The sequence below is a fragment of the Pseudomonas sp. BF-R-24 genome (assembly GCF_019947335.1).
Taxonomy (GTDB): domain Bacteria; phylum Pseudomonadota; class Gammaproteobacteria; order Pseudomonadales; family Pseudomonadaceae; genus Aquipseudomonas; species Aquipseudomonas jessenii.
The window spans coordinates 39128-60405 of sequence record NZ_JAGYGG010000010.1 but is presented as its reverse complement, the minus strand read 5'-3'; the positions used below and the strand labels follow the sequence as shown (position 1 = coordinate 60405).

Annotated in this window: 18 protein-coding genes and 1 pseudogene; 9 read left to right on the top strand and 10 right to left on the bottom strand. The window is 59.9% G+C overall.

Annotated features, from left to right (window positions below; genetic code table 11):
* Positions 1 to 59 precede the first annotated feature (59 nt).
* From KGA98_RS10575 to KGA98_RS10545, 7 genes are all read left to right on the top strand, one after another.
* Complete coding sequence (locus KGA98_RS10575) at positions 60 to 578, top strand: RNA polymerase sigma factor (protein WP_057713015.1); 519 nt, start codon at positions 60 to 62, stop codon at positions 576 to 578.
* Positions 575 to 1549 (top strand): FecR domain-containing protein, encoded by a 975-nt coding sequence (locus tag KGA98_RS10570; protein ID WP_223502288.1) that lies wholly within the window; start codon positions 575 to 577, stop codon positions 1547 to 1549. The genes KGA98_RS10575 and KGA98_RS10570 overlap by 4 nt, the downstream gene beginning before the upstream one ends.
* A 243-nt stretch (positions 1550 to 1792) precedes the next feature.
* Positions 1793 to 4228, top strand: coding sequence for a TonB-dependent siderophore receptor (locus KGA98_RS10565; RefSeq protein WP_223502287.1), 2436 nt, complete (start codon positions 1793 to 1795; stop codon positions 4226 to 4228).
* Positions 4229 to 4300: 72 nt separating this feature from the next.
* Complete coding sequence (locus KGA98_RS10560) at positions 4301 to 5431, top strand: PepSY-associated TM helix domain-containing protein (RefSeq protein ID WP_223502286.1); 1131 nt, start codon at positions 4301 to 4303, stop codon at positions 5429 to 5431.
* The gene (locus tag KGA98_RS10555; RefSeq protein WP_085716476.1) at positions 5428 to 5607 is read left to right on the top strand and encodes a hypothetical protein; all 180 of its coding nucleotides are present in this window, start codon (positions 5428 to 5430) and stop codon (positions 5605 to 5607) included. The genes KGA98_RS10560 and KGA98_RS10555 overlap by 4 nt, the downstream gene beginning before the upstream one ends.
* Before the next feature lie 192 nt (positions 5608 to 5799).
* Positions 5800 to 6429, top strand: a complete 630-nt coding sequence (locus KGA98_RS10550) for a glutathione S-transferase (RefSeq protein WP_223502285.1) — start codon at positions 5800 to 5802, stop codon at positions 6427 to 6429.
* 102 nt (positions 6430 to 6531) lie between these two features.
* Positions 6532 to 7407, top strand: a complete 876-nt coding sequence (locus KGA98_RS10545; RefSeq protein WP_223502284.1) for an RHS repeat-associated core domain-containing protein — start codon at positions 6532 to 6534, stop codon at positions 7405 to 7407.
* 401 nt (positions 7408 to 7808) lie between these two features.
* Here the strand turns inward: KGA98_RS10545 and creD are convergent, their stop codons facing one another.
* From creD to creB, 3 genes are all read right to left on the bottom strand, one after another.
* The gene (creD, locus tag KGA98_RS10540) at positions 7809 to 9179 is read right to left on the bottom strand and encodes a cell envelope integrity protein CreD (RefSeq protein WP_223502283.1); all 1371 of its coding nucleotides are present in this window, start codon (positions 9177 to 9179) and stop codon (positions 7809 to 7811) included.
* 116 nt (positions 9180 to 9295) lie between these two features.
* Positions 9296 to 10714, bottom strand: a complete 1419-nt coding sequence (gene creC, locus KGA98_RS10535; protein WP_223502282.1) for a two-component system sensor histidine kinase CreC — start codon at positions 10712 to 10714, stop codon at positions 9296 to 9298.
* Positions 10714 to 11394 (bottom strand): two-component system response regulator CreB, encoded by a 681-nt coding sequence (creB, locus tag KGA98_RS10530; RefSeq protein WP_223502281.1) that lies wholly within the window; start codon positions 11392 to 11394, stop codon positions 10714 to 10716. The genes creC and creB overlap by 1 nt, the downstream gene beginning before the upstream one ends.
* A 200-nt stretch (positions 11395 to 11594) precedes the next feature.
* Here creB and KGA98_RS10525 point away from each other — a divergent pair.
* A pseudogene (locus tag KGA98_RS10525) lies at positions 11595 to 11942 on the top strand (RHS repeat-associated core domain-containing protein); the annotation flags it as partial.
* A 434-nt stretch (positions 11943 to 12376) separates the two neighbouring features.
* Here the strand turns inward: KGA98_RS10525 and KGA98_RS10520 are convergent.
* The gene (locus KGA98_RS10520) at positions 12377 to 12880 is read right to left on the bottom strand and encodes an ATP-dependent zinc protease (protein ID WP_223502280.1); all 504 of its coding nucleotides are present in this window, start codon (positions 12878 to 12880) and stop codon (positions 12377 to 12379) included.
* A 164-nt stretch (positions 12881 to 13044) separates the two neighbouring features.
* On the opposite strand from KGA98_RS10520, the gene KGA98_RS10515 reads away from it, so the two are divergent.
* Positions 13045 to 13932, top strand: a complete 888-nt coding sequence (locus tag KGA98_RS10515; RefSeq protein ID WP_223502279.1) for an acyltransferase — start codon at positions 13045 to 13047, stop codon at positions 13930 to 13932.
* 1 nt (position 13933) lies between these two features.
* Here KGA98_RS10515 and KGA98_RS10510 read toward each other — a convergent pair whose 3' ends face one another.
* From KGA98_RS10510 to KGA98_RS10485, 6 genes are all read right to left on the bottom strand, one after another.
* On the bottom strand, positions 13934 to 14488 hold the full coding sequence (locus tag KGA98_RS10510; protein WP_223502278.1) for a DUF2780 domain-containing protein: 555 nt from the start codon (positions 14486 to 14488) through the stop codon (positions 13934 to 13936).
* Between the two features lie 271 nt (positions 14489 to 14759).
* Positions 14760 to 15959 carry a formaldehyde dehydrogenase, glutathione-independent gene (fdhA, locus tag KGA98_RS10505; RefSeq protein WP_223502277.1) on the bottom strand — a complete coding sequence of 400 codons (1200 nt, stop codon included), beginning with the start codon at positions 15957 to 15959 and terminating at the stop codon, positions 14760 to 14762.
* Between the two features lie 174 nt (positions 15960 to 16133).
* Positions 16134 to 16991, bottom strand: a complete 858-nt coding sequence (gene purU / locus KGA98_RS10500; RefSeq protein WP_007981374.1) for a formyltetrahydrofolate deformylase — start codon at positions 16989 to 16991, stop codon at positions 16134 to 16136.
* A 150-nt stretch (positions 16992 to 17141) separates the two neighbouring features.
* A complete protein-coding gene (locus KGA98_RS10495; protein WP_150813795.1) occupies positions 17142 to 17774 on the bottom strand; it encodes a sarcosine oxidase subunit gamma in 633 nt (210 codons plus the stop codon).
* Between the two features lie 147 nt (positions 17775 to 17921).
* Positions 17922 to 20939, bottom strand: a complete 3018-nt coding sequence (locus KGA98_RS10490; RefSeq protein ID WP_223502276.1) for a sarcosine oxidase subunit alpha — start codon at positions 20937 to 20939, stop codon at positions 17922 to 17924.
* A complete protein-coding gene (locus tag KGA98_RS10485; protein WP_007980417.1) occupies positions 20936 to 21265 on the bottom strand; it encodes a sarcosine oxidase subunit delta in 330 nt (109 codons plus the stop codon). Before KGA98_RS10485 ends, KGA98_RS10490 begins: the two co-directional genes overlap by 4 nt.
* Positions 21266 to 21278: the final 13 nt, after the last annotated feature.

Sequence of the window (21278 nt, the reverse complement as noted above, 5' to 3'; positions counted from 1 at the left end):
CCTCTGCCACAATCGCGAACAATTCTCGTTAGTTAATATTTCCCAATCGGTGATGCGGCGTGTCGTCAGTCCCAAGCCCTCAAAGTGAGCTCGTCGGTGCGTTATATCGCGACCATCGCGGTTGGCTATTGGCCTGGCTTCGACGCAACGTCGCCTGCCCGCAGCGGGCCGAAGACCTGAGCCAGGACACTTTCGTGCGTTTGCTGGGCCGTGAGGAACTGAAGGCACCGCGCGAGCCGCGGGCATTCCTGGTGGCGATCGCCAAGGGCCTGCTGTTCGATTATTTCCGTCGCGCCGCGCTGGAACAGGCCTACCTCACCGAGTTGATGCTGATTCCCGAAGCCGAACAACCATCGGCGGAAGAACAGCAAATGATCCTCGAAGACCTGAAAAACATCGACCGCTTGCTCGGCACGCTTTCCAGCAAGGCCCGGGCGGCATTCCTCTATAACCGCCTCGACGGCCTCGGTCACGCGGAAATCGCCGAGCGCCTCGGTGTGTCGGTGCCGCGGGTGCGCCAGTACCTGGCCCAAGGCATTCGCCAGTGCTATATCGCGCTGTATGGTGAGCCGACATGAACCCGGTCAGTTCCAAACCGGTATCGGCCAGCGTGCTGGACGCGGCGATTGCCTGGCAGCTGTCCATGGACTCCGCCAACCCGGTAGAGCGCGAAGAGTTCGCCAAGTGGCACGCGGCCCATGAAGAACACGCCCGCGCCTGGCGCCAGCTGGGCATGCTCGACCAACGCTTCAGCGTGGCCAGCGGCCCGGCCCGCACCGCCCTGCTGCAATCGCGCGAAGGCATTCGTCGACGGGTGCGCAAGCTCGGCAGCGGTGTCGCCAGTATCGTTGCCGTGATCGGCCTGGCCCTGTTCGCCGGGGATCGTTACCTGCCGATCGACTATTGGCTGGCCGACCAGCGCACCGCCGTTGGCGAGCAACGCACCCTGCGTCTGGCTGACGGCACGCTGATCAATCTCAATACCCACAGTGCGCTGGATGTGCGTTTCGATGAAAAGCAGCGGCGCATCGTGCTTCAGGAAGGCGAAATACTGGTTGAAACCGGCCATGGCGATCCCCGGCCGTTCATCGTCGAAACCCGCGAAGGCAGCATGCGTGCGCTGGGTACGCGGTTTCTGGTCAAGCGCGAGGAAGATGGAACGCGCTTGAGCGTATTGCAGTCGGCGGTGGCGGTTCACCCTGAGTCCAACCCTGACGAAAAGATTCTGCGCGAAGGCCAGCAGATACTGATCCGCAACAACGCCCTGGGCCCGGTTCTGGCCGTCAACCTCGGTGCGGATGCCTGGACCCGCGGCATGCTGGTGGTGGACAACACGCGCCTGGAAGACCTGGTGCATGAAATCGGCCGCTATCGAAACGGTTACGTCGGGGTCGCGCCGGAAGTGGCCGACCTGCGCATCACCGGCAGTTTCCCGCTGCGCGACACCGACCTGGCACTCAACGCCCTGCTGCCGACCCTGCCGGTGCAGATCGAACAGCACACGCAGTGGTGGGTGAAGGTCGTGGCCAAGGCCGATACCAAACCCTGAAATGCTTTGTGTCTGATCGGCCGTCATCGCGAGCAAGCTCGCTCCCACATTGGAATGCATTTCAAAATGTGGGAGCGAGCTTGCTCGCGATGACGGCGTTCGACGCCCCACAAAAACCGATTTGACCCAATACCAGCCGCAACCGACTTCTGAATCGAAATTATTTTCATCCAGCCCTATCACTTTTTGATTTTCGTACGGCAGACAGGCAATTGAGAAATGTTTCCATTCAGGAGCCGCTGTATGCCTCGTCCGCTAGACTCCCTGTTACGCCGCAGTTTGCTGGCGGTTGCCATTGCCCTTTGCACCCCTTTGGCCAGCAGCCAACTGGTCGCCGCTGAACAGGCGTCCGGCGTCCGCGCCTACAACCTGCCGACCGCTCCACTGGTCAACACCCTGAACCAGATTGCCAGCCAGGCCGGTCTGGCCCTGTCGTTGAATCCATCCCTGGCGGCGGGCAAGACCTCGGCGCCGGTCAAAGGCCAGTTCGACGCAGCCGGCGCCCTGCGCGAAGCCCTGCGTGGCACCGGGCTGCAACTGGAACAGAGCAGTGCGGGCACCTACAGCCTGGTGGCCGTGCCCGAGGGTGTGATGGACCTGCCGGTAACCAGCGTGATTGGTGTGCAAGACACTGAAAGCGCCTGGGGCCCGGCACAGGGCTACCTGGCCAAGCGCACCGCCGCCGGCACCAAGACCGACACCGCGCTGGTCGAGGCACCGCGTTCGATTTCGGTCGTCACTCGCGAGCAGATGGACGACCGCAACGCACACACCCTCGACGATGCCGTGCGCTACTTGCCGGGCATCACCTCCAGCAGCTTCGGCAGCGACACCCGCGCCGACTGGTTGCGCGTGCGGGGTTTCGAGCCGACTCAATTCCTCGACGGCCTGCCACTGCCAAAAGGTGTGTACTCCAACCCGAAACAGGAAACCTGGAACCTCGACCGCCTGGCGCTACTGCGCGGCCCGGCCTCCTCCGTGTACGGCCAGACCCCGCCGGGCGGCCTGCTGGACATGGTCAGCCGTCGCCCAAGCGCTGAAGCCAGCAGCGAGATCCAGCTGCAATACGGCAGCGACAATCATCGCCAGATCAACTTCGCCAGCACCGGCAAGATCGATGACGAAGGCCAGTTCCTTTACAGCCTCAGCGGCGTCCTGCGCGACGGCGGCACCCCCATCGACCACATCGATGACAAGCGCTACAACATTGCACCCAGCCTGACCTGGAACATCGACGAAGACACCAAATTCACTCTGCTCACGCAGTTCACCCGTGACGATACCGGTATCACCAGTCAGTTCTATCCGATCCAGGGCACCAAGATCGACATGCCGTTCGGCGATATCTCCCACCACAAGAACCTGGGTGACCCGAACTACGACTTCTACGACCGCACCTACTACGCACTGGGTTATGCCTTCGAACACCGCTTGAACGATGTCTGGCAGTTCCGCCAGAACCTGCGCTACACCAAGTCGGAGCTGTCGTTCCAGGCCGTGACCGTCAATAGCTACGGCCCCTCTTACGGGTCTGTCGTCGACGATCAAGGCAATACCGGCCGTGGCACCACCAATGTCGACGAAGACATCGCCCAATTCGCCGTGGACAACAACTTCCAGGGCGACTTCGTCACCGGCGACGTCAGTCACACCTTGCTGATCGGCCTGGACCACCAGCGCAACACCACCAACTACCTCTCGATCTTCGGCACCGCGCCGGGCATCAACGTCAACGACCCGGTCTATGGCTTGCCGATCGAGCGTCCGGCACGCTCCACAGCCTTCTATGACTACGAACAGAAGACCCAGCAGACCGGCCTGTACATCCAGGACCAGATGGCCCTCGGCCAATGGCGCCTGACCCTCGGCGGTCGTGAAGACTGGGTCCACACCGGTACCACGTTCTTCAACAAGGGCGATGCCACCAACACCGAGCGCGACAAGAACTTCAGCGGCAACGCGGCGATCAGCTACGTGTTCGACTCGGGCTTCGTGCCTTACCTGTCCTACGCCGAATCGTTCCAGCCGACCAGCAATGCCGTCGCCTCGCCGACCGAGTCGTTCAAGCCGACCGAAGGCAAGCAATGGGAACTGGGGATCAAGTACCAGCCACCGGGCAGCAACACCCTGCTGACCGCGGCTGTGTATGACCTGACCCAGAAAAACGTTTCCGTCACCAACAACGTGGGCAACGTGACAGTCACCAGCCAGACCGGCGAAGTGAAAGTCAAAGGCCTGGAGCTTGAAGCCGTTTCCGACGTGACCGAAAACCTCAAGGTCACCGCTGCCTACACCCTGGCCAAATCCGAAGTGCAAGAGGGCATCTACAAGGGCAATCGCCTGCAACTGATGCCTAACCAGCAAGCGTCGGTGTGGGGCGACTACACCTGGCACAACGGCGTGCTGGATGGCTTCGGCATCGGCGCCGGCGCGCGCTATACCGGCAATACCTATGGCGACCAGGCCAACACCTGGCTGGGCAAGGCCGACGCCTACACGGTGTTCGACGCAGTGGTTCACTACGACCTCGGTCGCCTGGACAACAGCCTCAAAGGCGCTTCGCTGGCCGTCAACGCAACCAACCTGCTCGACAAGGACTACATCTCGACTTGCGACAGCTACTACTGCTACTACGGCGACCAGCGCAGTGTCGTCGCAAGTGCAACCTACAAGTGGTAACGCTTTGAGCTGACACGCCCAATGACCAGGCCGTCCTTCGTGGGCGGCTTTGGTTTTTCTGAAGGCTATGAAATGAAAAGTAAAACAATTCGCCGCTGGTCCTTCGTCCACACCTGGTCCAGCCTGATCTGCACAGCGTTTCTGCTGATGCTGGCACTGACCGGCCTGCCGTTGATCTTTCACCACGAGATCGACCACTTGCTGGGCGATGCGCCTGAAGTGAAGGTAATGTCGGCGGACACCCCACACCTGAATTTGCAGCAGTTGGTGGACGCGGCCGAGAAACATCGTCCCGGTGAAGTCATGCAGTACTTCGGCTTCGAGGACGATGAGCCCAATGCAGTGCTGACCATCATGGCCGCGACCGCAGGCACCGAGCCGAACTCGTCCCACACCTTCATGCTCGACGCCCGTACTGGCGAAGCGCTGGAAACGCCATCGGCCAACGGCGGCTTCATTATGGTCATGTTGCGCCTGCACGTGGACATGTTCGCCGGCTTGCCGGGCAAGTTGCTGCTGGCATTCATGGGAATTGTCTTCGTGGCAGCGATCGTTTCCGGCACGGTGCTGTACTTGCCGTTCATGCGCCGCTTGAAATTCGCCACCGTGCGCCAGGACAAATCCACTCGCCTGCGCTGGCTCGACCTGCATAACCTGATCGGCGTCGTGACGTTGACCTGGGCGCTGGTGGTCGGCGTAACCGGCGTCGTCAGTGCCTGCGCAGACCTACTGATTGCCGCATGGCGCAACGACACACTGGCCGCGATGATCGCGCCGTATCGCGATGCACCCCCGCTGACTCAACTGGCGCCGGCCAACCGTTTGCTCGACATCGCCAAGGAAGTCGCACCGGGCATGCAGCCGGACTTCATCGCCTTCCCCGGCACACGCTTTTCCAGTGAGCATCATTACGCAGTGTTCATGAAGGGCAGCACGCACCTGACCTCGCACCTGCTGACGCCGGTGCTGATCGATGCCAGCACCCTGCAAGTCACCGCAGTGGTCGAACGCCCGTGGTACATGGACGTCATGGGCATGTCACAACCGCTGCACTTCGGTGACTACGGCGGCATGCCGATGCAGATACTCTGGGCGACCCTCGATGTGCTGACCATCATCGTGCTCGGCAGCGGGGTCTACCTGTGGGTGGTGCGGCGCAAGGCTGCCAGGCCTGTGCTGGAAAAATCGGAGAGCGTGGCATGAAGCCCCGGCAGTCGAACTTCTGGAAAGTGTTTAGCACTCCAATCGTCATCGCCTTGTTCAGCGCGGCAGGGTTGTTTGCCGCGTTGCTCGGGGATGGTGTGTGGGATTCTCTGAGCTGGCTAGGCTTGGGCATCCCCGCCGCTGTTGCCCTGCGGGGCCTCCTGCAACGCCGCTGAAGCGACATCCCCCCTGTAGGAGCGAGCTTGCTCGCGATGCACCCGAGAACTCCCCGGGGTGTCAGTCTTCCAACGTCATCGTTGACGACCATCGCGAGCAAGCTCGCTCCCACAAGGGGTCAAGCCATGATGCTTGAGCAATCAGACCAACGCGCTATGCTGCCCGACACTGCCACCGACCGAGACGCTGCCATGTCCGCCCCGAGCATGACCCTGTACCACAACCCGCTTTCCCCCTTCGTTCGCAAAGTCATGGTGCTGCTGCACGAAACCGGACAACAGAACCGCGTGGCGTTACAGACCAGCGTGCTCACCCCGGTCAACCCGGACCTGACCCTGATCGACGACAACCCCCTGAGCAAAATCCCGGCCCTGCGCCTGGCCGATGGCAATGTCATCCATGACAGCCGGGTCATCCTCGACTACCTCGACCACCAGCACGTCGGTAACCCGCTGATCCCCCGCGAAGGCTCGGCCCGCTGGCGGCGCCTGACCCTCGCTTCACTGGCCGACGGGATCATGGACGCGGCCGTGCTGGTTCGCTACGAAGTCGCCCTGCGTACCCCGGAGAAACACTGGGACGAATGGCTCGACGGCCAGCGCGAAAAGATTCGTCGCGCCCTGGCCTTGCTGGAAAAGGACGCGATTGCCGAATTGACCTGCCACTTCGACGTAGCGGCGATCAGTGTGGCCTGTGCATTGGGTTACCTGGACCTGCGCCATCCGGATCTGGACTGGCGCACAGCGAATCCGCAACTTGCGGCGTGGTATTTCGAGGTGAGCCAGCGGCCTTCGATGATTGCGACGATGCCGAAGGTTTAGCCTGCAGATGCCAACGCCCTATCAGTTCTGATAGTGGGCAAAAACTGAAAAAGCGCCGATGCTGAGAGTCCGACTTTAAGGACCGGACTCGGAGCTCAGCCAATGCCTATGCATTTACGAAAAACAGTCTTGCTGGCGACCGACCAAAAGAACTCGGTATTGAACGCCCTCGACGCCGCTCGCTCTTGTTCCCTTGCCTACACACCTTATGGCCATCGCCCGGCAGAAAATGGCTTGCTCAGCCTGCTCGGGTTTAACGGCGAGCGGCCAGACCCGGTGACCGGGCATTATCATTTGGGCAATGGGTATCGGCAGTTCAATCCGGTGTTGATGCGGTTTAACAGTCCGGACAGCTGGAGTCCGTTTGGGGACGGGGGGTTGAACGCGTATGGTTATTGTGAAGGAGAGCCAATTTCAAGAGTTGATCAAAATGGACATGCATGGGGGGTTTTTAAGGCACTAGGGCGTCAGTTAGGGCTCAGATCCTCAGCAAAACTTAAATTAGCCAACTCTTTTAACGCTAATTCAATATGGGAAACTCCATCAGTGTTTTATGCGGATAAAAAAGCGTTGGGAAGCAGGGTAGCTCTCGGGCGACCAAAACAAACTGCCAGCTTGATTTACCAAGAAAAATCAAACGTCTTAACTCTATTCAGAAAAGTGGAATACGATAATTTTTCTTTCATCACCCAGACCAGTATTAATTCAAAACGCCGCGCCATATCAGGAGAGGGCTTAACCTCAATCACACCAAATAAAACTTTAGGCACAGATGACCCTGATACTTTTAACTACATCAAAAGGATACGCGAGCACCTCAATGGTTCAAAATCTCCACTGAGCGAAAGGGACCTACGAGAAATCCACCATCCAATAGTGGCCCGAAAAATTCGTCAACTTAACGAATTTCGTCTTGAAATAGAAAATAGTAGAGGTTCCGGAGACCCCAGACGCTTTTATTACAAGTCAGGATTATGATGGCCATACTGCTCCAGAACCCTATGAGTTCGTAGGGCTCGAGCAGATCAGTAGACAATGAGTCAGAGGTCCTGTCTGGTATGCGATTACTAGCAGTTCTGATAGTGGGCAAAACCTGAAAAAGCTCCGTGCAAGGTCCGGCTACCCGGACCTTGCACGGAGCTCAACCTATGCCCGTCTCACGCCATCAAACCTGCTGTGCCGCTATCAATACGATCCGCTGGACCGCCAGAGCGGCTGTACAGAAAAATGTGGACGGATTTATTTAAGTAAATCCGTCCCTATGCCTCGCACTATGCCCTAACTTTTTTTGACTAGCTGCCAAGCGGAAAACAACTTCGCGATCCGCATCGCCAACAACCTCCCCTCTCGCTGATCCTCGCGCAACCCCACCGACCGGCTCACTCCACTTCTCCCATGTCAAACGCCACCGGCTTCACTGCTTTCTGCCCAACCCCATACCAATCCAGCTTGCGCGTCAGCACCATAAACACGCCCAGCAAGCCGAACAGCAGCAGCGAGCCCATCAACAGCGCGTAATCCTCTGCACTCAACAGCCCGTAGAGCAGCCCATACAACGCCGCCAATCCCACAGAAAAACTCAACCCGTGGCGCACGCTGCGCAACACGTGGCAAACGTAGAACCCGATCAACAACACACAACCGCTGGCGGACAACAGGTACGCCAGAGCAAAGCCGATGTGCTCGGACAACGACAGCAACAACAGGTAGAAGAACGCCAACGCCACGCCCACCAGTGCGTATTGCACAGGGTGCACCGCTAGGCTTTTCAGCACTTCGAACAGGAAGAAACCGGCAAAGGTCAGGACGATGAACAGCAGCGCATATTTGATCGCCCGGTCGCTTTTCAGGTACTGGTCCACGGGTTCGATGAAGCTCACGCCGAAGCTGCGACCGAACAACGCCTCACAGCCACCGCGGGACACGCAACTGTTCAAGGCTTCTTGCAGGTTGGTGGAGAAAAACGAGGTCTGCCAATGGGCGGTAAAGCCCTGATCGGTGATCTCGCGCTGGGCAGGCAGGTAGTTGCCGATGAAGCTTGGATGCGGCCAGTTGGCACTCAGCGAAACTTTGCTGGTCTTGCCCACCGGCAGGATTTGTAACTGGCCGGTGCCTTGCAGCTTCAGGTCAAAACCGAAGGCCAACTCCGTGGCCTGCTTTGTCTCCAACGCCGGCAGGGTCACGTGGACGCCTTCACCCAGCCAGCTCACTTGGCTGCCCGGAATGAAGTCCAGGTTTTGGCCGTTGAGTTCAAGCTTCAAAGCGTTTTCGATACCACGAATGTCGCTGATGCCAACAGCGAGGAACGGCTGGTCGAACTGGTAATCGGCAAAATCTTCCTTGATGCCCAGTTGAACCGGCAGGGAAAAGTGGCCGCTGATGCGGTTCTCTGCATGAAACAACCGCGCCTGGTAAATACCTCGGGAACGCAGTTCGGTCTGAACGTCTGCGTCGAGTTCGAAGCGCTCCGGCAGAAAATACAAACGACCGCGCTCTTCACCGATCTCCTGATAACGCTCGTTGGTTTTTTCGTGGGTCTTCCAGGTGCGCACGACTTTACGATACGGCACCACCATCAGCGGGCCGCTCAATTGCTGGCTGTAACTGGAGCTGCGGGCAATGTCCTCGAGCACACCGTCGCGCAGTTGCTGGCGCTCCTGGATCACGCCGTTGATCATCAGCAGTGGAATCAGCAACAACAGAATCAACAGGGCAATTGCCCCGAGTTTTAGGGTCAGGCTACGGTTCATGGGACTCTCCCTGTATTGGATGGGGAGAGTCTGGATTCGGTATGTGGTGGGGCCATGGGGGGAATGTGGAGATTGTGTGGAGATTCAGCCTGCTCGCGATTGGCCGTAACTCGGTCTTAAGGCAGGTGTAACTTCACCTCCACACCGCCGTCGACATTACCAATACTCATCGTACCGCCATGCAGTTTGACCACTTCCTCGACAAAATTGAGCCCGAGCCCGGTGCTTTTGCGCCCACTGTCGGGACGCGGCAACGAGTAAAAACGCTCGCTCAAACGCGGCAGCGCGTAGTCGGGAATCGGCTCTGCCTGATTGAAAAGCTTGAACCCGACTTGCTCGCCTGTCCGTTCGGCGCTGAATCGCAGCACACCTTCAACAGGGGTGAAATCCAGCGCATTGTCCAGCAGATTACCCAACGCCTGACGCAGCAGAAATGGCTCGCCGATCAGCGCCAGGTCCGATGGAACCGTTTGCTCTACGCGCAACTGTTTACCTTCGATTCGCGCAGATTGCGCGTTCAGCAGGCCATCCACCAAAGCCGCCAATGGCACCGCCACCCGCTGCTCCAGCCCTTGGCGTTGCTCGACCTGCGCCAGGTTCAAAAGCCGCTCGATCAGCTGCTGCATGCGCGCACTTTCACTGTCGATATTGCCGACGAAACGTTGCCGCTGTGCCAGAGGCATATCGCCCTGCAACAGTTCCGCCGCGCCACGAATCGCCGCCAATGGACTCTTCAGCTCATGGGTCAAGGTGTGCACGTAACGTTCGACGTAGGCCTTGCCTTCAAGCTGCGTGCGCATCTGCTCCACTGCCGTGGCCAATTGCTCCAGCTCACCGCCGCGATAATGCGGCACTTCAACCCGCCGGCCTTCACTGACGCCTTGGGCGTACGCCGTCAATCTTCGCAGGGCGCGGCTCAGCCACCAGGACAACAACGCGCCGAACAGCAGACCGAGGCCGATCAGCCCGGCGCCGTAAGCCAGCAACCGGCGTTCCGTGCGATCCACATAGGGCTGCAACGAGCTGTTGGGCTTGGCCACAGTGACCACGCCGATGATCTGGCCGTTGTCGCGAATCGGCGCGCCGACGTGCATCACCGAAGACGCCGGATCGTTCGGGTCATTGCGCGTGGAGCGTGCGCCGTATTCGCCACGCAGGGTCAGGTAGACGTCGTTCCAGCGCGAGTAATCCTGCCCCACCGCCGTCCCGCTGGAGTCCAGCACGACGAAGCCCTTGGCGTCGGTGACGTAGATGCGGTGGTTGACCTGATTCTTTGGCAAGCCCCAGATTTTCGCTCCGGGCTTTCGCTCACCATAGGCCTTGAGCAGTTCCGGCCAGCGGTTCTGGTTGAGGCTGCCGGCCTTGAAGTCGTCGCGCAGGATCTCGGCCATCAGGTTGGCGGTATCGACCAGGGTTTCTTCGGTGGACTGGCGCACGCCGGGGCGGATCTCCTGCATGACCGTGTTGAGCACAAAGTAGCCGGTCAGGCCGATGAACAGTGCGTAGACCAGGAAAATCCGGATTCCCAGCGGCATCAGCTTTGTCCCGGGTTGTAGCTGTAGCCGAGGCCGCGGTGGGTCTGGATCGGTTCGGCGTCAGCCTTCACCAATCGCAACTTGGCGCGCACGCTCTTGATGTGGCTGTCGATGCTGCGCTCGTAACCGGCGTCGGCGGCCACGCCCAGGGCATCGAGCAACTGTTCGCGGCTGAAGACTCGCTCGGGCTGCTCCAGCAGGCATTGCAGCAGACGGAATTCATGGCGGGTCAGGGTCAGCAGTTGACCGCGATAACTGATTTGCACACGTTCACTATCGATGCGAAACAGCGTCGCCGACGGTTCGCTGACCGTGCGGGGCGCCATGCGCTTGAGAATCGCCCGGACCCGCGCCGCCACTTCTCGAGGGCTGAAAGGTTTGACCACGTAATCGTCGGCGCCGATTTCCAGGCCCACGACGCGATCGATTTCGCCATCCCGGGCGCTGAGGAACATCACCGGCACTTCGCTGAAGCGCCGCAGTCGCTTGCAGGTTTCGAAGCCGCTGATGTCCGGCAGGCCGATATCGAGAATGATCAGATCCGCCGGGGTCTGGCGCTGATGCTCCAGCGCCGCCGCGCCCAGGCTCAGCCATGTGGTGGTGAAGCCCTCGCCTTGCAGGGCGAAAACCAGGGTGTCGGCAATGGCCGCTTCGTCTTCGACAATCAGGATATGAGGCATGGCGTCCGAGCCTGGTGGTTGAGTGGGCGAACGGTGACTCAAGGGGGAATCGGCGTCAATCCGGCTGTGTTAATTGGCGGCGAGGCCTGTGGTACCTAGCAGTTCTGTTAGTAGGCAATGGATGAAAACAAGCTGATTCTGATAGCCCGTCTTTTTGGTACTGACACGGAGACCAGTCAATGCCTTCGCACTCTCGCAAAACGATTCTGCTGGCAACCGATCATCAGCGCTCGGTAATAAACGCCCTGGACGAGAATCGACCACAACCCATCGCCTACACACCCTATGGTCATCGCCCAGCCGAAAACGGCTTGCTCAGCCTGCTGGGTTTCAACGGCGAACGGCCGGACCCGCTGACCGGGCATTATCATTTGGGTAACGGATATCGGCAGTTCAATCCGGTGTTGATGCGGTTTAATAGCCCGGATAGCTGGAGTCCGTTTGGGGAGGGTGGGTTGAATGCGTATGGGTATTGCGACGGAGACCCCGTGAATCGGGCAGATCCAACGGGGCACGCCTGGGGACTTTTGAAAGCGCTGAGACGGATTAATATCCTCAAGAAGAAAACCAGAATCCCCAAAAAAATGGAAAATTACGCCTTCATCGAAAAACCAAAGACGTCGTTTGATAAAAAAGTAGCTAAACAAATCGATAAAGACTTCAGAAAAGGTAAACCGTCAGCCGAGAAAGTACAAAAACGAGAAGACCGTTATTGGAAAACGGAAATACAAAAAACCGGTAAAAGACCAGATGAGCTAATTGCTCAAGCTAAGGAGAGGTTTGAAAAAAGTCGCCCACCTGATACCTCTCCCCCCTCCTTGACGCATGTAGTGCTCCCACCCAACTCGAGGGTAAAATCGATCGGTAAAATAGACGATCCAAATAATAAAACCGAACTCATTCGGACGGGCTCAAGTGGCGCTACCAACTAGGCAAGACATCACTTGCGGTTGATTAGTTGTAGTGATTCGTGAGAAGTGAATCAACAGTCCGGCTTATCCGCCGTAAAACGCCGAGCCGGATTCACCGCCGCGCCAAACTCACGCAACGCCTTGGCCCCAATCAGCAACGGATAGTTGAAGCTGCTGCGATCAGTCAGGTTGACCTCGACCGTGCGCTTGACGTTGCCCAGGCACAGTTCCAGGTCGACCACCGGGCGCTTGGTAGGCGCCGCGGTTTCCTCATCCTCTTCCTCTTCAGAACGGGTCTTGATTTTGCTGATCCGCGCGACTTTATGCTCGTAGACCTTGTTGCTCGCATCCTTGGTCGCGAGACGGAAACGCACCCAGTCTTCACCGTCGCGGGTAAAGGTCTCGATGTCCTTGGCCGACAGCGACGCAGTCAGCGCGCCGGTATCCATCTTGGCCTTTAGCACTTCGCCGCCGATTTCCGGCAGGGCGATGTATTCGTAACGACCATAGAGGGTCGGCTCGGCGGCCACGACCGGCAGGGCGATGAGGGAGAGCACTGCAAGGAGGGATTTCACGTAATGGGTTTCCATGAGAGTGAGCAGTCGGATTTTAGACCGTCGTGCGCTTGATCGTTCCCACAAGGTTACCGACCCAAAAGTGAAACATTCGTCAGCACCGATTTGGCCTGTCGCCCGAAGCTGCTTATCATGGCGCGCCCAACCGCTTCCACGAGTGACTTATGCGCCGCCTGCTCACCGGCTGTTTCGTGACCCTGCTGCTCCTGCTCAACACCCTGATCCTGATCGGACCGTTGATGGTGTTTGCCCTGCTCAAACTGATCCTGCCCGGCCGTTTTCGCGATTACGCCTCATGGTCGGTGATGTGGATCGCCGAGACCTGGTCCGAGATCGACAAGCTGATCTTCCGTGTCTGCATCCCTACCCAATGGGACATCCGTGGCGGTGACGATCTGCGTCGCGACACTTCATATCTGGTGATCAGCAACCATCAATCCTGGGTCGACATCCCGGCGCTGATCCAGACGCTGAACCGGCGCACGCCGTTCTTCAAATTCTTCCTCAAGAAAGAGCTGATCTGGGTGCCCTTCCTGGGCCTGGCGTGGTGGGCGCTGGATTACCCGTTCATGAAGCGCTACAGCAAGGCGTTCCTGGCCAAATACCCGGAACTGGCCGGCAAGGATCTGGAAATCACCAGACAGGCCTGTGAATTGTTCAAGCGCCAACCGGTGACGGTGGTCAACTACCTCGAAGGCACCCGCTTCACGGCGGCTAAATGTGCCGGGCAACAGTCACCGTTCAATCACCTGCTCAAGCCCAAGGCCGGCGGGGTGGCCTTTGTGCTGGCGGCGATGGGTGAGCAGCTGGACGCGATTCTCGATGTGACAGTGGTTTACCCGCAGCAGACGATTCCGGGGTTCTGGGACTTGATCAGCGGCAACGTTCCGCGGGTCATCATCGACATCAAGACTCGCGAACTCGACCCGGCGCTGTGGCAGGGCGATTACGAAAACGACCCTGCGTTTCGCGAGAAGGTCCAGAACTGGGTCAACCAGCTCTGGATCGAGAAGGACCAGCGCATCGACGCGTTACGCGCCGGGCGCCGCTGAATCAGCTACCGGTGCCAGCGCCCCAGATGCTGCCCAGGCTGCTCAGCAGCGAACCGCCGACGCCCTGCTGACCGAGGTATTGCAGGAGCACCGGGGCAAACTGGCCGATCATGCCGCTGTCCATGCCCAGGGCGCTGAAGGCGTTGTTCAGGTCGTTGGTGTCCTTGACGTTGCCCAAGGCGTTGTCCAGCCCTGCAGCTTTGCCGCTGGAGCCGAGCAGGCCGGCCAGTGCACCCAACTCCCCGCCGCCCGAGAGCATGTCGATGCCCGGCACGCTTTTGGCCAGTTCCGAGTAGTCGGTCGAGCTCAACTGGTTCTTCGCCAGCCCCAGCATCGCCCCGGCGCCGCCAACGGCTTGCTCTGGGGTGATGTCCAATTCACTGAGGGTGCTCAACAGGTTGGCGGTTTGCGGTGTCGGTGCGGCAGTCGCGGCCTCGTCACCACCCTTCATGCCGGCAATGGCATTGACCGCATCGCCCAGATTGAACTGTGCGAAGACCGGGCTGGCTGTCAGGGTCAGGAGTGATGCCAGTGCAAAACCGCGTGAAATCTTCATTCAGACATCCTCTTGTTTCATGAAAAACGCCCGGCTTACAGGCGCAAAGCTGCCGATTTGACCGGGCATCCTCAATCATGTTCCGTGCCGCGCATCCATTTTCACCCCGCTCACGTATAAGAAACGTGAATTCCTGGATGCCACGCGATGAATGGCACGACCGAGCAGCTGGCGGGGCCGGTATTGAATCAGGAACCTTGGCAGACGTTTGAAAAAGATATCCAAGCAAAAACGGCGACCCGAAGGTCGCCGTTTTGTATTTCGCAAAGACTTACGCCGCACTAAACATCTTATGCGGATCAATCACAAACTTCTTCGGCACGCCCGCATCGAACTCGCCATAACCCTGCGGAGCCTGATCCAGGCTGATCACCTGAACGCCCACCACTTCGGCGATGTTGATGCGGTCCCACATGATTGCCTGCATCAGCGCGCGGTTGTACTTCATCACCGGGGTCTGGCCGGTGTGGAAGCTGTGGGATTTGGCCCAGCCCAGGCCGAAGCGGATGCTCAGGCTGCCCATTTTCGCGGCAGCGTCGACAGCGCCCGGGTCTTCGGTCACGTAGAGGCCGGGGATGCCGATCTTGCCTGCCACACGCACCACGCCCATCAGCGAGTTGAGCACGGTGGCCGGGGCTTCGTGTTTCACGCCGTCATGGCCATGGCCACGCGCTTCGAAACCAACGGCGTCGATGGCGCAATCCACTTCCGGCTCGCCCAGCAGTGCAGCGATCTGTTCGTGCAGCGGCGTGTCCAGGGACAAGTCGGCGATCTCGAAGCCCTGAGCCTTGGCGTGGGCCAGGCGCACGGTGTTGACGTCACCGATGATCACCACCGCCGCGCCCAACAGACGGGCCGAAGCAGCCGCCGCGAGGCCGACCGGACCGGCACCGGCGATGTATACGGTGCTGCCCGGGCCGACACCAGCGGTCACGGCGCCGTGATAGCCGGTCGGCAGGATGTCGGAGAGGCAGGTCAGGTCGCGGATTTTTTCCATCGCCCGGTCGCGATCCGGCAGTTTCAGCAGGTTGAAGTCGGCGTACGGCACCATGGCGTATTCGGCCTGGCCACCGGTCCAGTCGCCCATGTCGACGTAACCATAAGCACCGCCCGGACGCGCCGGGTTGACGCTCAGGCAGACGCCTGTGTGCATTTCTTTGCAGGAACGGCAGCGCCCGCAAGCCACGTTGAACGGTACGGACACCAGGTCGCCGATATTCAGGTTCTCGACGTCGCTGCCCTTCTCGATCACTTCACCGGTGATCTCGTGACCCAGGACCAGACCGGTTTGAGCGGTGGTACGGCCGCGCACCATGTGCTGGTCGGAACCACAGATATTGGTGGAAACCACGCGCAGGATGACGGCGTGGTTAATTTTCCTGCCACGCGGGTCCTGCATTTTCGGATAATCAATACTCTGCACTTCGACCTTGCCAGCGCCGAGATACACCACACCACGATTGCCAGACATGCTTTCACCTCGCTGTTGTTTTTATGGAACCACGCTGCCAAGGCAGGCAGCGCGTTAAATGCTCGGGTACAGATGCTGTTTCTTGTGTTGCTTGTGAGGGCCTCTTCGCGGGCAAGCCCGCTCCCACATATGACCGCAGTCCACTGTGGGAGCGAGCTTGCTCGCGATGGCGATTTAAAGAACGACCGTACGATTGGCGTTCAAAAACACCCTTCTCTCAATGTGATACCCGACGGCCCGCGCCAGTGTCAGCCCCTCGATATCCCGCCCCTTGGCGATCAGGTCTTCCGGATAATGGCTGTGGTCCACCGCCTCGACGCCCTGGGCAATGATCGGGCCTTCATCCAGGTCGTTGTTGATGTAATGCGCTGTGGCGCCCACCAGCTTCACACCCTTGTTGTAGGCCTGGTGGTAGGGCTTGGCGCCCTTGAAACCGGGCAGCAGGGAGTGGTGGATGTTGATCGCCTTGCCATCGAGCTTGCGGCACAGCTCCGGCGACAGCACTTGCATGTAGCGCGCAAGGATCACTAGTTCCGCACCGGACTCTTCAATGACCTGCCAGACCTGACGTTCCTGGGACGGCTTGTCGTTCGGATCCAGCGGGAAGTGGTAGTACGGAATCTGGTGCCAGTCAGCCAGTGGCTTGAGGTCCGGGTGGTTGGAGACCACGGCGGCCACATCCATCGACAACTGGCCGATGCGCTGGCGATAGAGCAAATCGTTGAGGCAGTGATCGGCCTTGGAAACCATGATCACCACTTTCGGCCTGTAGTTCGGCGCGGTCAGTTCGAAGATCATGCCGAAGGCTTCACCGCGCTCGGCGAGGCCCGCGCGGAAGGACTGCTCGTCGAAACCGTCAGGCTGGCGGAATTCCACACGAATGAAGAAACGGCCCGAGAGTCGGTCATCGAAGGAATGGTGCTCGGTGACGTAGCAGCCCTGCTCGAACAGAAAGCGGGTCACCGCGTCCACGGTGCCGAGAACGCTGGGGCAGTCGGCGGTCAGAATCCATGTGTCTGGGGCGCGGCTCATGGTGCGGTGACTCCTGAGAATTCGGTGGATGCCTACTGTAGGAGCGAGCCCTGCTCGCGATGGAGGCCAACGATGACGCGTACTTTCTGATTCAACGCGTTGCCTTGAAGTCCATCGCGAGCGAGCTCGCTCCTACAGTGACGGTGGTGATCAAGCCTGAACGCTGAGGCCGAATTCGGCAGAAGCATCCTGCAACCACAGCCACCAGTAATCCGAGAAGCTGCGACGAATCAGCAGTTCCCAGGTGTCTTCGGCGGTGTGACGGATCATCAGTTGCGACTTGGCGAACACCGTGCCGACGGCTTTGCCCACCGGGAAGTTGTTCGGGTGCACGTCGTAGCTGGTGGACTTCATCAGTACCTGGCGCACGTTCGGGCCGCTCAGTTCGAGGAGTTGCTGGCCGCCGCTGACGTTGACGATAGCAATGTGCAAATCGCCCAGTGCTGCGCGCAGTTTTTGCTCGGCGGCAAGTTCTTCACCGGTCGGCACGATCAGCAGCCACTCATCCGGCCCCATCCATTGCAGACTGGTTTCGCCTTTGACGATCACGCTCAGCGCGCCCGGCAGCTCGATGCCCAGGGCCTTGTGCACGCCTGCGGCAAATGCGGCGTCGTGGCCATCACCACGGATGGTCAGGTGACCGAGGAGTTTCTTTTCACGCACGGTCACACCGGCATTCTTGCGGCCCTTGCCCACCAGGCTGGCGAGGTCGGCGTGATGCAGCGACGACTCGGCCTTGGCCCCGGAGGTTGGGCGTTGTTGGTAAACATTGGCTGCGGTCATAAAGCACCTTTCCTGAATTCTGTTAGCCCTGTGGAGACTGTTCTGCCGCTTTCGCGAGCAGGCTCGCTCCCACAAGGGGTACGCGATCTCCTGTGGGAGCGAGCCTGCTCGCGAAGGCGGCAGCCGGCACCCCACAGGACCCGAGCCTTAAACGTTCTGGCGTTCGCCCTTCGGATCAAAGAACACCGAAGAAACGATTTCCGCCTCGATCACGCTGCCGTCGGCCAGCGGTGCGAACACTCGCTCGCCCATCCGCTGCAACCCGCCCTTGACCACGCCCATGGCGAACGAATAGCCCAGGGAGTTGTGCAGGTAACTGGAAGTCACGTGACCCACCATGGTCATCGGGATGGCTTGCTTGGTGTTGAACACCAGTTGCGCACCTTCCGGCAGCCATTTGGTCGGATCGATCGGTTTCAGGCCAACCAGTTGCTTGCGCTGATCACGCACGCAGTCTTCACGGTTCATGCCACGCCAGCCGATCCACGAGAACGGTTTGGTGCGACCGACACACCAGCCCATGTTCAGGTCGTCCGGGGTCATCGAGCTGTCAGTGTCCTGACCGACGATGATGAAGCCCTTCTCGGCCCGCAGCACGTGCATGGTTTCGGTGCCGTACGGCGTCAGGTTGTACTTCTTGCCGGCGTCGACGATTTTTTCCAGCACGCCCATGGCGTAGTCGGCTTGCACGTTGACTTCGTACGACAGTTCGCCGGTAAACGAAATCCGGAACACCCGCGCCGGCACACCACCGACCAGACCTTCTTTCCAGGTCATGAACGGGAAGGCTTCGCTGCTCAGGTCGATGTCGGTGACTTCAGCAAGCAGCTTGCGGCTGTTCGGCCCGGACAGGGTCATGGTCGCCCAGTGGTCGGTGACGGAGGTGAAGTACACCTTCATGTCCGGCCATTCGGTCTGGTGGTACAGCTCCAGCCACTGCAGCACACGAGCCGCGCCGCCGGTGGTGGTGGTCATGACGAAATGGTTGTCGGCCAGGCAAGCCGTCACGCCGTCGTCGAAGACCATGCCGTCTTCTTTGCACATCAGGCCGTAACGAGCCTTGCCCACATCGAGCTTGGTCCAGGCGTTGGTGTAGACGCGGTTGAGGAACTCACGCGCATCCGGGCCCTGGATGTCGATCTTGCCCAGGGTCGAAGCATCGAGCAGGCCGACGCTGTCGCGCACGGCTTTGCATTCGCGCTTCACCGCGGCATGCAGATCTTCACCGGATTTCGGGAAGTACCAAGGACGCTTCCACTGGCCGACGTCTTCGAACTCGGCGCCGTTTTTCAGGTGCCATTGATGCAGTGCGGTGTAACGCACCGGCTCGAAGATGTGCCCACAGTGACGACCGGCCACGGCACCGAAAGTCACCGGCGTGTAGTTCGGACGGAACATGGTGGTGCCCATCTGCGGGATGGTCACGTTCAGCGAGCGGGCAGCGATGGCCAGGCCGTTGACGTTGCCGAGCTTGCCCTGATCGGTGCCGAAGCCCAGTGCGGTGTAGCGCTTGACGTGCTCGACCGACTCGAAGCCCTCGCGGGTCGCCAGTTCGATGGCGGCGGCGGTGACGTCGTTTTGCAGGTCGACGAATTGCTTCGGCGCCCGTGCGGTGTTCTTTTCATGGGGCACCTGGAACAGCGCCAGGGTCGGCTCTTCGAGACGGCTCAAGGCTTTTGGCAACACACCTTCAACCGACTGGAAGCCAGCTTCGGCAGCAGCGCGAACGCCACCTTCAAAACCGTCGGCCAGGGAATCGCCGAGACCGTAGACGCCGTTGATGCCACCGACGCACACGCGTTTCTGCGGTGCTTCGCCCGGTACGAAACCGAGGATGTCTTCACGCCAGATCGGCTTGCCACCCAGGTGCGAAGCCAGGTGAACCACCGGGCTGTAGCCACCGGAGCTGGCGACCACGTCGCAGTCGAGCCATTCGCCTGGGCTGGTCACGGTGTGGGCCTTGACGTCGATGGCGGCCACACGGGCAGCGGTCACGTGCTTGCTGCCACGAGCCTCGATCACGGCACTGCCGGTGAGGATGCGGATGCCTTTGGCGCGGGCTTCTTCCACCAGCGCACCACGCGGATTGCTGCGGGCGTCGGCGATGGCCACCACTTGCAGGCTGGCATCGAGCCAATCCAGGGCAACGCGGTAGGCGTGGTCGTTGTTGGTCGACAGCACCAGCTTCTTGCCCGGTGCCACGCCGTAACGACGCACGTAGGTCGAGATGGCGCCGGCGAGCATGTTGCCCGGCACGTCGTTGTTGCCGTAGACCAATGGACGCTCGTGAGCGCCGGTTGCCAGTACCACGCGATTGGCGCGGACCCGGTGAATGCGCTGACGCACCTGGCCAATCGGTGCGCGGTCGCCGAGGTGATCGGTCAGGCGCTCGTGAATGGTCAGGAAGTTGTGGTCGTGGTAGCCGTTGACGGTGGCGCGCGGCAACAGCAGCACGTCCGGGGTGTTCTTCAGCTCGTCGATGACGCTGGCCACCCACTCCATCGCAGGCTTGCCGTCGAGGCTTTCGCGGGAATCGAGCAGGCTGCCGCCGAACTCTTCCTGTTCATCGGCGAGGATTACCCGGGCACCGCTGCGCGCAGCCGCCAGTGCAGCCGCCAGGCCAGCAGGGCCGGCACCGACGATCAGCACGTCGCAGTGCTGGTTCATGTAGTCGTAGGTGTCCGGATCGTTTTCGGTCGGCGAGCGACCAAGACCGGCGGCCTTACGAATGTACTTCTCGTAGGTCATCCAGAACGATTGCGGGTACATGAAGGTTTTGTAGTAGAAGCCCGGTGGCATCAGCTTGCCGCCGACCTTGCCGAGAATCCCCATCATGTCGTTGTTCACGCTCGGCCAGCCGTTGGTGCTGGTGGCGACCAGGCCCTGATACAGCGCCTGTTGCGTGGCACGCACGTTCGGGATCTGCGTGGCTTCGGTGGCACCGATCTGCAGTACCGCGTTCGGCTCTTCGGCACCGGCGGCGAAGATGCCGCGCGGACGGGAATACTTGAAGCTGCGACCGATGATATCGACGCCGTTGGCCAGCAATGCAGCGGCCAGGGAATCGCCTTCAAAGCCTTTGTAGTTCTGGCCGTTGAAGGTGAAGGTCAAGACTTTGTTGCGGTCGATCCGTCCGCCATTGGACAGGCGATTGATCTGGCTCATACCTTCTCTCCCAGAGCCGTGCTGGCCGCTTTCGGGCTATCGGTCTTGTCGGTGAATTGTGGCTTGGTGCCGATCTTGTAGGTTTCGAGAATCTCGTAGGTCACGGTGTCGCGGGTGACGTTGAAGTACTGACGGCAACCGGCGACGTGATCCCACAGCTCGTGGTGCAGACCGCGCGGGTTATCGCGGAAGAACATGTAGTCGCCCCACTCCTCGTCGGTGCAGCTGTTCGGATCCAGTGGGCGCGGGATGTGCGCCTGGCCGGATGCATGGAATTCCTCTTCGGAGCGCAGTTCGCCGCAGTGAGGACAGAAGATATGCAACATGGGGATTTCTCCT